Genomic DNA, 12,044 nt, shown 5'->3' on the forward strand with positions numbered 1-12,044 from the left:
CCTATGAGGTTGGGGGTTAACATAGACCATGTAGCCACGGTTAGGCAGGCACGAAGAACCTTTGAACCGAGCCCCGTTTTTGCAGCTCTGATAGTCCAGCAGGCGGGAGCCGACCAGATAACGCTTCACCTGCGAGAGGACAGGAGACACATACAGGACAGAGACCTTGAGCTCATAAAGGAGCTCGTCATACTGCCCGTGAACCTTGAGATGGCTCCCGTAGAGGAGATGAGGAGTATAGCCCTCAGGGTCAAGCCCGACAGGGTAACCCTCGTTCCGGAGAAGAGGGAGGAGATCACCACCGAGGGAGGTCTTGACGTGGCGGGAATGAAAGGCTACCTGCGAGAGTACATAGAACCCTTTAAAAGCGTAGGTATTGAGGTCTCCCTCTTCATAGACCCCGAGGAGAGTCAGGTAAGGGCGAGCGCCGAGGTCGGAGCCGATGCGATAGAGCTCCATACAGGCACCTACGCAAACCTGTGGAACGAGCACCGCTTTGAAGAGGCTGAGGTTGAGATAGAAAGGCTCAAGAGGGCAGGAGAGCTCGCAAAGGAGCTCGGCATGAAGGTGTACGCCGGACACGGGCTCACCTATCAAAACGTCAAAGGTGTCCTGGAGCTGTCGGGTATAATTGAGGAGCTGAACATAGGGCACTCCATAATAGCAAACTCTGTAATATTCGGGCTTGAGAGGGCTGTAAAGGAGATGCTGAACCTCATGAGGGGAGAAGATAATGGATAGACAGAAAGTCAGGAAAGCCGTTCTACCCGTGGCAGGCTGGGGGACGAGATTTTTACCCGCCACAAAGGCTATGCCCAAGGAGATGTTCCCCATAATAGACAAACCTGTCATTCAGTTCATAGTTGAGGAGCTCCTTGAGGCCGGCATAGAGAACGCCATATTCGTAACGGGAAGGCACAAGAGACCCATAGAGCACCACTTTGACATAAACACAGACCTTGAGAGACACCTTGAGGAAGCTGGCAAGAACGAGGTTCTCAAAAATATCAGAGAGATAAGCCACATGGTAAACCCCATATACGTCAGACAGAAACGCCAGCTCGGGCTCGGACACGCAGTCCTGACTGCAGAACCGGCTGTCGGACAAGAGCCCTTCATAGTTTCCTTAGGAGACATAATCTTAGAGAAGGGGAGCGATAACCTCTCCAAGATGCTTGACATTTACAACAGATACGGCAGGAGCGTCATAGCCCTCTTTGAAGTCCCAGAAGAGGAAGTGAACAAGTACGGCATAGTTGACGTGGAGGAGACGGAGGAGGGGGTGCTCAAGGTTAAGGAACTCGTGGAGAAGCCCTCCCCCGATGAAGCTCCTTCAAACCTCGCCATAGTGGGCAGGTACATATTCACCCCCGGGATATTTGAAAAGCTCAGGAAAACTAAGCCGGGTAAGGGTGGCGAGATACAGCTTACGGACGCAATGAAACTCCTCCTTGAAGAAGAGGAAATATATGCATACCAAATAGAAGGGAAGGTTTACGACACGGGTAATCCCCTGGACTACCTGAAGACGGTCTTTGAGTTCGCCCTTAAAAGGGAGGACATAGGGGCAGAGCTCAGGGAGTTCATAGCTAACCTGCTCAGTACACAAAACCAATTGATAGATAGACCTTGAATCTTGAGGTGGGCTCTTCCAGCTTGCTCAAGGGCTTAGCCACGTCAAGCCTGATAAATCCGGCGGGCGTGTTCACGCCTACCGCTGTCCCGAGGTCGTACTTTAGCTGTCTGACCGAATCAGAGAACCTGTCAGCCACGCCTCCGACGTCCGTATAAAGACCCACCCATAGAGGCTCCCTTACCTCAAGGAGAAGCTCAAGCCGCCCGAAGATAAAAGTCCTGCCCCCAAGGGGTGCCCCTATGGACTCAAAGTCGTAACCTCTCATATCCTTGAGACCACCCAGGAAGAACCGGTCAAAGATCGGTGCCCCCTCTCCAGACCACCCGCCGGACAGCTTCGCATCAAAGGAGAGACCCTTCACGAGCTCCCTCAGAATAAAGTTGTTGACCTCAACCCTGTAATAGCTCCTGTCCCCCCCAGCCCTGGACACCCGCAGGCTGTTGTGGGTCAGGTTTCTTGGGTTTACAGGGTCGTCCCTTACTTCCCTCAGAAGAAAGAAGCCGAACCTCCTCAGCGATAAAGTTCCCTCCTCGGCTCCGGAGACCTTGTTCTTCGTATCCGAGTAGAACACGCTGGCGGAGAACCACCTGCTCAACCTGTACCCGAAGGACAGGAGGTACCCTTCGCTCTCCAAGTCGTAGCTGTTGTGGAACTCCAGCCTCCTGAACACAGACATATCGGTGAAGTACTTACGGGAGAACAGGAACTTGTCCGACAGACCAACCTCGTAGGTCTCGTACTTCTGACTCTTGGAGCCTCTTAGCCTGAGCATCACACCCACACCGAAGAGGTTCTTCAACTTCACGCCGCCCTCAACCTTGAACTTCTCCTCCGTGTTGTAACCGGCGGACAGTTCCAGAACACCCCTTTTATCCTCCCTGACCTCCACGAGCCTGTGCACCTTCTTGCTCTCTCTGTCCACGAAGTTCTCAATCCTCACCCCTGTGTAGTTCTCACTCTGTATGAGGTTCCACAGGCTCTCCTCCTCGGCGAGAGCTGAGTAAAACTCCTCTTTAACGACCGTGAAGTAGATCTCACGCCAGCGGGTCTTGTCGTTCCCATACACGAGCAACTCACCGTAGCGGTAACGCTCCCCCTTCTCAACGGAGTAAAAGTACCTAAGGAACATGTTATCCTCGTCCTCCGTAACCTCTATGTTCACGGAAAAGTCCCCGTCTAAGTACCCTTTCTCCCTGAGGAAGCTCTTAATGTCCCTGTTGAGGTTCTCTATGAAACCCTCGTTGAATATTAGGGGCATCCTGGCTCGGTATCTCTCAAAGAGTTCTTTGAAGTCCTCATCGTCCCCCCTGTAAGATACGTCCCTGATCCAGAGTCTCTTTCCGGGGATATACTCAACCACCAGGTAGACGAGCTTCTTTCTCCTGTCTATCTCCTCAAGGAGCTCAACCCTCGCGGTTATGTACCCTTCCCTGCGGACAGCTTCAAGGAACTCATCCACCCGCTCCTCTATCAGGCTCCTATCGTAGTCTTTCGGGAGCTTTATACCTTTAAAACCGAGAACTCTGAGGGAGTACCTATCTCCTTCCTCTATCAGAAAGGTTATCCTGTCACCCTCAAACCTGTAGCTGACCTTAACATCAAAGAAGCCCTTCTCCCTGTAAAAAACCTCCAGGCTCTCCCTGCTCTTCTCAAGAAAGAACACATCAACTCCAGGAGTGTCCAGGTCTATGAGTGACATGAGTTTCTCGCTCCCGAAATGAAGATTGCCCTCAAAGGCGATGGTGTATTTCTTGCCTTCGTACACCGTGTAGCTTGGAACTGCAACAGAACCGTAACCGAAGAGCGCCTTCGTCACAGCTATGGGGTGGGATAGGAAGTTAGATATGCCCCTGAAGAAGGGGACTACTGTGCGCAGAAGACTTCTCTCCGCCCCCTCTATACCCGGGAAGAGAACCCTGAAGAAGGGTGAGGCGAGCCGTTTCCTCTTCACACCCTCAAAGTAAACGGAGCTCTCAAGGAAGCCCTGTCCGCGGTAGAAGGAGTATATCTTCCGCACACCTCTCCTCGCAACCTCCTCGTTGAAGACATCACCTATGCTGAGCCCTGTCTCGTATATGAGCACCTTTTCGTCAAAGCTCTTAGCACCTTTAAACTCCGCCCCTCCCGTAAAGTAAACGTCGCCCTCCTCAATTTTCAGTCTCACATAGGCGTAGCCCTCCTCATTCACTTGCAGACTTACCTTAACCCTGGCATCAAGGAAACCCTTCCTGGCGTAGAAGAGGCGCAGGGTTTCTTCTGCACCCTGCGGGTCAAAATCAACGAGGGGCTCACCTTCCCTCACGAGGATTATGTTCTTAACCTCCTCATCGTCAACGAACCAGTTCCCCTCTATATCAACCTCCCTCACTATGGGGTAGCGCTCAACGTACACAACCGTATCCTCCCCAACGGTACTGATCTTTATGTCCCTGACGTCCTTGAGCCTTTGAAGAGCCCAGAGTATCAGGAACATGTCCTCTTCCTTCAGAGCCGAGAGGTTGTTAGCCCTAAGGGGATAGTTTGACTCTATGTACACCTTTGGAAAGGCTACTGAGAGGAAAAATAGAAGTATCAGGGTATATCTCATTTTCCTAATGAGTATAATGTAAAAGCCATGATAGAGAGGTACACCCGCAGGGAGATAGGAGAGGTATGGTCGGAGAAGAACAAGTTTCAGAAGTGGCTTGACGTGGAGATAGCCGTCTGCAGAGCCTGGGCTGAGCTCGGCAGGATACCCAGAGACGCTCTCAGGAGGATTGAGGAGAACACACGCATAGACGATGAAACCCTTGAGAAGATAAGGGAGTACGACAGGGTTTACAAGCACGACGTCCTCGCCTTCGTCTCGGCCGTGTCAGAACAGGTCGGTGAGGACGGAAGGTTCATACACCTCGGGCTCACCTCTTCGGACGTCATAGACACCGCCCTCGCCCTCCTGATGAGGGAAGCCCTTGAGATACTGATCGGGGACGTTGACCTCGTACTGGAGGAGCTGAAAAAACTCGCTCACGAGCACAAGGATACCCTGATGATAGGCAGAACCCACGGCGTCCATGCTGAGCCAACCACCTTCGGCATAAAGCTCGCCGTGTGGTACAACGAGATGAGGAGGAACAGAGAGAGGCTTGTGCAGGCTAAGGAGAGGGTGTCTTACGGAAAGATATCCGGTGCGGTGGGAACTTACTCTAACGTACCCCCGGAGGTTGAAAGGATAGCCCTTGAAGAGCTCGGGCTCAGGATAGAGCCTGCGTCCACCCAGGTAGTCCACAGGGACAGGCACGCCGAGTTCATGGCTGCCATGGCTATAACCGCCTCCTCCCTTGACAAGTTCGCCACCGAGATAAGACACCTACAGAGAACCGAAGTCCTTGAGGTGCAGGAGCCCTTCACCAAGGGGCAGAGGGGCTCCTCGGCCATGCCCCACAAGAAGAACCCCATACACTCCGAGAGGATATGCGGTCTCGCCAGGGTAATACGCTCCAACCTGATTCCAGCCCTTGAAAACATAGTCCTCTGGCACGAGAGGGACATATCCCATTCATCGGTTGAGAGGGTCATACTGCCGGACTCTTCCATAGCCTTAGACTACATACTCCACCTGTTCCACGAGATACTAAGGGGCCTGGTCGTTAACAAGGAGAGGATGTTGAAGAACATGGAACTCTCCAAAGGTCTTTACTTCTCCTCAAAGGTTCTGGTTGCTCTAACAGAAAAAGGTATGACGAGGGACAGAGCCTACGACCTGGTTCAGAGGTGCGCCATGGAGAGCTGGAACTCGGACAAAAGTTTTAAGGAAGTTCTCCTTGAAGACCCTGAAGTCACAAAGCTCCTTTCAAGGAAAGAGCTTGAAAGTATATTTGACCCCTGGGAGTTCCTGAAACACAGGGACTACGTATTCGCAAAGGTATTTGGTTAAGTTATGAGTTCCTCAAGGCGCTCTCTGAGAGCTTGGTAGGTAGCCTGCCTTATAAGGTTCCTTATATCCAGCTCCTCAAAAACCTTCTCAACTTCCTTCCTGACAACGTCCGCCACCATGTCCCTTATGTCCAGCATCCTGTCCTCAAGGGCTTTTGCCACAGCCTCCCTGATCCTGTCCTCGGAAAGCGCCTTCATAACGGCGCTCTCAACGAGCCTGTCAAGCTCCTCCCCTGAGACGGATACGGAGGCAGGAACCCCTGCAGAAACCTCTTCAACTGGTTCAGCGGGAACTTCCTCTTTGGAAACCTCCTCAACAAGCTCTTCCACCGGGGGGCTCTCCTCAATCTCTATCTCCTGCTCCTCCATGACCTTCTCAAGGGCTTCCAGAGCAGGTATGCGCTCCTCTTCCGCGGTTTCTGGTGGCGGTGGAGGTGCCTCCTCGGGAGTTTCCAGAGCCTCCACAGTCTCCTCAGGCTGGACTTCCTCAACGGTTTCGGGAAGCTCAACCTCCTCCACAGGGGATACTTCTACATCTTCAAGCTCCTGAACCTCTTCCTGAACCTCCTCAACCACCTCTTGAGGCTGGGCTTCCTCAACGGGCACCTCCTCAACAGGTTGGACTGGGGCGGAGGCGAGCTGTTCCTCAATTATCTCCTTTATCCTGTTCGGGTCTGTATCCCTGGATACGGAGACTTTTTTCTCAAGGGGTATGCCATCAACGTTTATGGGAAAGAGATCATCAACCAGGATGACGTAACTCTTTGCCGCCATGCTCTGGTCGTTGGAGAGCTCTATGAGCCCCTTCTCCGCTATGACACCCGATATAGCGTCAAACACAACCACGGAGGCGTCCCTACCGTGCTCTATCGCCTGTTTTACCGTTTTGACGCTCTCAACGCCGTACTTCTGCCCGAAGGCTGCCTTGATGGAGTCTATCAGGGTCTGGTCAAAGGAAACGATCAGGATCTTACCGGTTCCTGTGGTAGCTGCTGGTGCGGGTGCCGGGGCTTCAGCCTTCACTTCAGGCTCTTCAACTTCAACCTTTTCTTCCTCAACTTTCTCCTCTGCCTCCAAAACCGGTTCCTCAACCTCTATCTCCTCCGGAGCTTCAAACCCTGTAGCTTCAAGCTCCTGTAGAGCCTCCTCAACGCTGCCTGTAACCGGTTCCTCAACCAGCTCCTCTGGAGTCTGCTCCTCGTAAGAGGGTGTCTCGTAAGCGGTTGTCTCTATCTCAAACTCGGGAGACTCCTCGGATATGCCCTCAACGAGCTCCTCAACGGGCTGCTCCTCAATCTCAGGGATCTCCTCCGTGACGGTCTCCACGGCGGGAGGCGCCTCCTCAACGGGGAACTCCAGGAGCTTGTTGACTATCTCCTTCGGAGACTCATCCCTGGGAACGAGCAGCTTGCTCGGAACTATTATGTTGTTCTCATCAACGGGGAAGAGCTCGTCGTACAGAACCACGTACCTTGCGTTGCTAAACTTCTTGGTGTAGAGGGTGTTTATATCCTCTTCCGATATGGCACCGGATATGGCGTCGTATATAACTCCCTCTATGTCCGAAGGGATCATCTTTATGGCTTCCTCGCTGTTCTTGGCTACATAGACCTCGTGGTCGGAGAGGGCTTTCTTAAGGTCTTCCGTAAGGGTCTTGTCAAAGGAAACTATCAATACCTTCATATCCCCACACCTCACCTCTTGCTTAATCTATGCTTAAGGATGTTATCAACCAACTTCTTCATCTCGTCTATGCTCTCCTCGGGAATTATCTTGAGGGTCGCCATAGTGAGACGGAGAGCCTTGAGCCTGTTAAGGAGCTCCTCGGTAAGTCCTCCCCTCTCTGCGAGCTCAAACTCCTTGAGAGTGAAATAGAATATGCTGAAGTAGAGAAGGACGCTCGCCACGAGGAGCCCCGTGTAAAGGTTGTGCTGCCCAACGAAGGCGAGGTACTCCAGGAGCTGCACCTTCCTGACGTACATGTAAACCGTCCCGTCCTTGACGGGCATAACCACGTGCACGTACTTGTCCCTATCTATGGGAGAGCCAACGTTGGAACTGACGAACTTACCGGAGGGTTCCTTCGCATACATTATCACCGTGTACTTGGGGTAGGGGATGCTCACCCTGTCCACACCACCCTTAACTCCGAGGAAAAAGGAGCTCACGTTCGCAAGTATCTTTGCATCCCTGTCGTAAAGGTATGCGGTAAAGGATATGTATATGGACGAAAGGACGAAGACAAGGAGGAACAACCACAGAAAGAATATAAAGGGCTTTCTCATATCAGCTTCCCCCCACCGTTATATCTGCAACGAGCACAGAAGGTGATCCTACGTTGCCGTAGAACTTCAGATCGCTTCCCACGGCAACTATTTTATTCCAGAGGTCAAGTATATTTCCAGCTACCGTAACACCCCTAACTGCGTGGACGGGCTTTCCCTCCCTGAAAAGCACTCCCGAAGCTCCGAGGGAGAACTCACCGGAAACGGGGTCTGCCGTGTGGAGCCCCATCAGGTCTATGACGAGGAAAACCTCCTTCTCAGCGGACAGGAGCTCCTCAAGTCCTCTGTCCCCAGGCTTAACGTAGAGGTTCGTTACGCCGGAGGAAGGCAGTGACCTGAAGCCACTCCTCTCAGAGTTTCCCGTCGGCTCCTCCCCAGCCAATGTAGCGGTGTAAAGGCTGTGCAGGAAGCCCTTGAACTCTCCCCTGTCTATAACTATGTTCTTCCTTCTGGGAACACCCTCCGCATCGTAGGGGGTGGTCAGAAACCCTTCCTCAAGGGTACCGTCATCTATAAGGGTAAGCTCTTCGCTCGCCACGCTCTCCCCGAGGTGCCCCTTGAGGAGCGTTTTACCCTTCACAAGAGCGTCCCCCAAGAACAGGCTTGAGAAAGCCTCCATGAGCATAGCAAAGCTCTCCCTGAAGAAGACAACGGGCATCACCCTCGTATCAATCGGACTGGGGTTGAGCAGAGATGTGCTCTTAAAGACCACGTCCCTCGCTATGTCGTCTGCATCAAGCCGTGAAAACCTCCTCTCACCCCTGAACTCCCAGGATATAGCCGAATCCTCACCCTCCTGGGCGAGCGCCGCGATCATGGCCGTGAAGTAAGTACCCTCATATCCAAACTCAACTCCAAAGGAGTTTGTTACCTCCACAGAGAATACACCCTCGGTAAAGCCCGCCTTTCTCACACCCTTTATCCTGCTGTCAATGGATTTAGCTCTCCTCTCAAGGTCAAGGGTGAAATCTATCTTATCCTCCAAGGAAAGCTCTACCCCCTCTTTATCAAATACGGACTCTGCGCTGGAAATTTTAAGCTCTTTAAGGAAGCGATTTCCCCTGTCCGGGTTCTGGAGTTCGCTGACCTGCATAGCCTTCTCAACTATGTCCTTTACGCTCGGCTCATCTATCTGCGTGGTGTAGGAGAACCCCATCCTCTCCTCTTTCAAAACCCTGAGTCCAACGCCGAACTCCTCTGAGGAGGACAGGTTCTCAAGCTTCTCGTCGGACACTTCCACCTTTATCTTCTTGGTTCGCTGGAGGAATATCTCGTACTCGTAGTCGGGCTTTATGAACTTCTTTACTAAGCTCTCAACCTCTTTCATTTCCACAATTTTACTACAGCCTTCTTCTGTCTCTGCCCTTTATATATACGACTTTTGACATCTCATATATCCTTGAAACGGTGCTCTGACCGAGCCTTTCGGACATGAGAGCTTTCGGCAGGTCTATGCCCTCCGCGAGCTTCTTTATCTTCCTGTCCTTCTTCTCCTCACCCGATAGAGAGAAGTTGGTGGTTATTATGGTGCTCTTGAGGTTGTTATACCTGTACGAGATTATGTAGGATATGAGCTCCCTCTGCCACTCGGAGAGCCTTTCACTCCCGAGGTCGTCCAGCACTATCAGGGGTCTGTTTAATATGGCTTTTATAGCCCTGCCGGTCTTACCCTCCTCCATCAGGGACTTGAGCTTGTATATCAAGTCCTTAGTGTCAAAGAAGATGCCCTTTATACCCTTCTCCCTGTAAATCTTTTTGAGAACACCCACCGCAAGGTGGGTCTTTCCAACACCGGGGGGTCCCACGAGGGTAAGCCCAAAGCCCTCTTCGGGATCAAAGGAAGAGGCGAATATGTAGGCTTCCTTGTAGGCTTCGCTCTCGGAGGGGTTCTCACTCTCGTAGTTGTCAAGCTCTGCGTTCCAGAAACGTCTGGGTATCCTGAGGAGTTTGTTCACATCGTCCTTGGTAAACCTGCACTCACAGAGCTTTACTCCACTGTCTTCTTTAACGAAACCGGTTCCACCGCACAGAGAGCAGACCTTTTCCATCAAGGATAATTTAAGCCGGCGGAAGATTTTAGATAGACCTTAAGGTACTCGTAAAAGGAAACGTAGGCAACGAGGATGGAAAGCCAGAGTAAGAGCGTGCCCACGCCGTACCCTGCGAGTATGAAAACTATGGCGAGGAACTCCGTCAGGGTTTTGATCTTCCCCAGCTGGGACGCTCCAAAGACGGTTCCCTGAGAAGCGGAGAGGCTTCTGAGGAAGGAGACGCTGAACTCACGGAGCATTAGGAGTATGACGGGCACGGAGCCGACCCTACCGACCTCAACCAGTGCCGTGAGTATGGAGAGAACAAAAACCTTGTCCGCCAAAGGGTCTAAGAGTTTTCCAAAGTTTTTTCCACCTCCCTGCTTCCTCGCAACCCGTCCGTCCACGAGGTCTGTAACGGCTCCCAGTACAGTCAGGACGACCGCAACCCCGAACTGCCCATTGAGTATACTCGCAACTATGGGAATAACGATAAGTATGCGCAGGAAGGTCATGAAGTTAGCCATGTGATTAAATTATAGGACATGGAGCTTGCCCTTTCATTTATAGTAGGCTGTATAACCGGCGTTGTGAACAACGAGCAGGTTTACAGGCAGTCACGGAAGTTCCCACACAGCAGACCGATGCAGGGCTTCTTTATCAGGCTCCTATTCACGGGAGCTGTAGCCCTTATAGTTGTTGACAGGTTCGGAGCCAACGCACTGCTACCCTTTCTGGGAGGTAACGTACTCGCCCGCTTGCTTCATACTTTGCTCAGAAGCCGTGTAGTTGTAAGATATTAAGGTGGAGGCGCTAAACAGCATACTTACCCTGATAAACGAACCTCTCATACAGTTCTTCCTCTGGGTTGCGGTCATATTCGTCATAGCGAGCATATTCGTGGACAGGAGGCTCTCCTTCTGGATATCCTCCGTGGGGGCGACCTACTTCTGGGTGAAGAGTCAGGACCCCAAGGTGGCTCTGAAGGCATGGCTGGTGGTTCTGACGGTATTTGCCGTAGTCCTTCTGCTCAAGTACATATTCAATCTGAACGTGGTTCTACTGCTCAAAGGAAAGAAGAGGTGTCCCATGTGCTGTGAAGAGGCTTACAGAAAGGCTAAGGTGTGCCCTCACTGCCACTACAAGTTTGCCTCTGAAGCTGACGAATGTAAGAGTTAGTGTTGTCTACTTCCACCGGCACGAATAGATTAAGAACTGAGGTGGGATATGGGAATCAGAGACCTTTTAGAGGTTATAAGGGTTGAGGCTATCAACAGGATGAAGGAGGAGAGGAAACGCAGAAAGGAAGGCTTGAAGGTCAGGCTCATTCTCCCAAAGAAGGGAAAGCACTTAAGAGGTGGGCTTGAAAGAAGGGACGGGCTGGTGTAAAATTTATAATTCAACCAGCAGGGGCCGTAGCTCAGCTGGGAGAGCGCCGATATGGCATGTCGGAGGTCACGGGTTCAAGTCCCGTCGGCTCCACCAGGGGCTGGTTCTAAGAGCCGGTAGCTCAGTCGGTAGAGCAACGGCCTTTTAAGCCGTGGGTCCCGGGTTCGATCCCCGGCCGGCTCACTTTCCATCAAATAGGCTAAAATCCTTACGGATGATAAACGAAAACGTTTCCATAGCCCTTGTCCACTACCCGGCGATGGACAGGGAAGGGAAGCTCATAGTTACCTCCTTCACCACGATGGACCTCCACGACATAGCAAGACCGGCAAGAGCCTACGATGTCCGTAAGTTTTACATAGTCCAGCCCATAGACGCTCAGAGGCTCGTGATAAAGAGGCAGATAGACTACTGGCTCTCGGAAGAGGGAAGGAGGTCTAACCCCACGAGGTACGAGATAGTCCAGCTCGTCAGTTTGAAGTACACCCTTGACGAGGTCGTTGAGGACGTAGAGAGGGAGAAGGGCAAGAGACCCATAATCGTTGGTACAGACGCCAGGAAGTACCCAAACACGGTAGGCTACGAAGAGCTGAGCAGGGAGATTGCCCGCAGAGAGAGGGAGTACCTCCTCGTCTTCGGGACGGGTTACGGGCTGCCGCCGGACATGATGAGAACCTTTGACTACATCTTGGAGCCCGTATACGGAGCGGGGGACTGGAACCACCTGTCGGTCAGGAACGCCGTAGCTATAATACTGGACAGACTGTTCAGCAGGAACAGGTGTTGAGA

General features: G+C 52.2%; 13 protein-coding genes and 2 tRNA genes. 9 read left to right on the top strand and 6 right to left on the bottom strand.

Annotation, left to right across the window (positions count from 1 at the left end):
- Window positions 1-3: 3 nt before the first annotated feature.
- Both pdxJ and galU read left to right on the top strand, forming a co-directional pair.
- Window positions 4-741 carry a pyridoxine 5'-phosphate synthase gene (gene pdxJ, locus HG1285_RS16660; protein WP_008285858.1) on the top strand — a complete coding sequence of 246 codons (738 nt, stop codon included), beginning with the start codon at window positions 4-6 and terminating at the stop codon, window positions 739-741.
- Window positions 734-1,633 carry a UTP--glucose-1-phosphate uridylyltransferase GalU gene (galU, locus tag HG1285_RS16655; protein WP_008285859.1) on the top strand — a complete coding sequence of 300 codons (900 nt, stop codon included), beginning with the start codon at window positions 734-736 and terminating at the stop codon, window positions 1,631-1,633. The genes pdxJ and galU overlap by 8 nt, the downstream gene beginning before the upstream one ends.
- On the opposite strand, the gene HG1285_RS16650 is transcribed toward galU, so the two are convergent.
- Window positions 1,599-4,223 (bottom strand): outer membrane protein assembly factor, encoded by a 2,625-nt coding sequence (locus HG1285_RS16650; protein ID WP_008285860.1) that lies wholly within the window; start codon window positions 4,221-4,223, stop codon window positions 1,599-1,601. The genes galU and HG1285_RS16650 overlap by 35 nt on opposite strands.
- 27 nt (window positions 4,224-4,250) lie before the next feature.
- Between HG1285_RS16650 and purB the strand changes: the two genes are divergently transcribed.
- On the top strand, window positions 4,251-5,552 hold the full coding sequence (purB, locus tag HG1285_RS16645) for an adenylosuccinate lyase (RefSeq protein ID WP_008285861.1): 1,302 nt from the start codon (window positions 4,251-4,253) through the stop codon (window positions 5,550-5,552).
- On the opposite strand, the gene HG1285_RS17080 is transcribed toward purB, so the two are convergent.
- Genes HG1285_RS17080 through HG1285_RS16625 form a run of 5 tightly spaced genes read right to left on the bottom strand, consistent with a single transcriptional unit; the run spans window position 5,549 to window position 10,393 of the window.
- Window positions 5,549-7,234, bottom strand: a complete 1,686-nt coding sequence (locus HG1285_RS17080; protein ID WP_008285862.1) for a hypothetical protein — start codon at window positions 7,232-7,234, stop codon at window positions 5,549-5,551. The genes purB and HG1285_RS17080 overlap by 4 nt on opposite strands.
- 11 nt (window positions 7,235-7,245) lie before the next feature.
- Window positions 7,246-7,836, bottom strand: a complete 591-nt coding sequence (locus HG1285_RS16640) for a hypothetical protein (RefSeq protein WP_008285863.1) — start codon at window positions 7,834-7,836, stop codon at window positions 7,246-7,248.
- A gap of 1 nt (window position 7,837) precedes the next feature.
- Complete coding sequence (locus HG1285_RS16635; protein ID WP_008285864.1) at window positions 7,838-9,163, bottom strand: TldD/PmbA family protein; 1,326 nt, start codon at window positions 9,161-9,163, stop codon at window positions 7,838-7,840.
- A 13-nt stretch (window positions 9,164-9,176) separates the two neighbouring features.
- Window positions 9,177-9,884 carry an ATP-binding protein gene (locus tag HG1285_RS16630; protein WP_008285865.1) on the bottom strand — a complete coding sequence of 236 codons (708 nt, stop codon included), beginning with the start codon at window positions 9,882-9,884 and terminating at the stop codon, window positions 9,177-9,179.
- Window positions 9,884-10,393, bottom strand: coding sequence for a CDP-alcohol phosphatidyltransferase family protein (locus tag HG1285_RS16625; protein WP_008285866.1), 510 nt, complete (start codon window positions 10,391-10,393; stop codon window positions 9,884-9,886). Before HG1285_RS16625 ends, HG1285_RS16630 begins: the two co-directional genes overlap by 1 nt.
- A gap of 18 nt (window positions 10,394-10,411) precedes the next feature.
- On the opposite strand from HG1285_RS16625, the gene HG1285_RS16620 reads away from it, so the two are divergent.
- The 6 genes from HG1285_RS16620 to HG1285_RS16600 all read left to right on the top strand — a co-directional run bounded on the left by HG1285_RS16620 (window position 10,412) and on the right by HG1285_RS16600 (window position 12,042).
- The gene (locus tag HG1285_RS16620; RefSeq protein ID WP_008285867.1) at window positions 10,412-10,669 is read left to right on the top strand and encodes a hypothetical protein; all 258 of its coding nucleotides are present in this window, start codon (window positions 10,412-10,414) and stop codon (window positions 10,667-10,669) included.
- A 1-nt stretch (window position 10,670) separates the two neighbouring features.
- The gene (locus HG1285_RS16615) at window positions 10,671-11,045 is read left to right on the top strand and encodes a hypothetical protein (RefSeq protein ID WP_008285868.1); all 375 of its coding nucleotides are present in this window, start codon (window positions 10,671-10,673) and stop codon (window positions 11,043-11,045) included.
- 48 nt (window positions 11,046-11,093) lie between these two features.
- A complete protein-coding gene (locus HG1285_RS19360) occupies window positions 11,094-11,255 on the top strand; it encodes a hypothetical protein (RefSeq protein ID WP_008285869.1) in 162 nt (53 codons plus the stop codon).
- 20 nt (window positions 11,256-11,275) lie between these two features.
- Window positions 11,276-11,351, top strand: a tRNA-Ala gene (locus tag HG1285_RS16610).
- Window positions 11,352-11,365: 14 nt separating this feature from the next.
- Window positions 11,366-11,438 (top strand) — tRNA-Lys (locus tag HG1285_RS16605).
- A gap of 31 nt (window positions 11,439-11,469) precedes the next feature.
- On the top strand, window positions 11,470-12,042 hold the full coding sequence (locus tag HG1285_RS16600; RefSeq protein ID WP_008285870.1) for an RNA methyltransferase: 573 nt from the start codon (window positions 11,470-11,472) through the stop codon (window positions 12,040-12,042).
- The last annotated feature ends 2 nt before the right edge of the window (window positions 12,043-12,044 follow it).

It is taken from the genome of Hydrogenivirga sp. 128-5-R1-1 (genome assembly GCF_000171895.1).

What these genes read in the sequence shown, in the direction of transcription:
- galU (WP_008285859.1), top strand. Translation starts at nt 734, where the DNA reads ATGGATAGACAGAAAGTCAGGAAAGCCGTTCTACCCGTGGCAGGCTGG.
- HG1285_RS16640 (WP_008285863.1), bottom strand. Translation starts at nt 7,836, where the DNA reads ATGAGAAAGCCCTTTATATTCTTTCTGTGGTTGTTCCTCCTTGTCTTC.
- HG1285_RS16650 (WP_008285860.1), bottom strand. Translation starts at nt 4,223, where the DNA reads ATGAGATATACCCTGATACTTCTATTTTTCCTCTCAGTAGCCTTTCCA.
- HG1285_RS16625 (WP_008285866.1), bottom strand. Translation starts at nt 10,393, where the DNA reads ATGGCTAACTTCATGACCTTCCTGCGCATACTTATCGTTATTCCCATA.
- HG1285_RS16620 (WP_008285867.1), top strand. Translation starts at nt 10,412, where the DNA reads ATGGAGCTTGCCCTTTCATTTATAGTAGGCTGTATAACCGGCGTTGTG.
- pdxJ (WP_008285858.1), top strand. Translation starts at nt 4, where the DNA reads ATGAGGTTGGGGGTTAACATAGACCATGTAGCCACGGTTAGGCAGGCA.
- HG1285_RS16600 (WP_008285870.1), top strand. Translation starts at nt 11,470, where the DNA reads ATGATAAACGAAAACGTTTCCATAGCCCTTGTCCACTACCCGGCGATG.
- HG1285_RS16630 (WP_008285865.1), bottom strand. Translation starts at nt 9,884, where the DNA reads ATGGAAAAGGTCTGCTCTCTGTGCGGTGGAACCGGTTTCGTTAAAGAA.
- HG1285_RS19360 (WP_008285869.1), top strand. Translation starts at nt 11,094, where the DNA reads ATGGGAATCAGAGACCTTTTAGAGGTTATAAGGGTTGAGGCTATCAAC.
- purB (WP_008285861.1), top strand. Translation starts at nt 4,251, where the DNA reads ATGATAGAGAGGTACACCCGCAGGGAGATAGGAGAGGTATGGTCGGAG.
- HG1285_RS17080 (WP_008285862.1), bottom strand. Translation starts at nt 7,234, where the DNA reads ATGAAGGTATTGATAGTTTCCTTTGACAAGACCCTTACGGAAGACCTT.
- HG1285_RS16635 (WP_008285864.1), bottom strand. Translation starts at nt 9,163, where the DNA reads ATGAAAGAGGTTGAGAGCTTAGTAAAGAAGTTCATAAAGCCCGACTAC.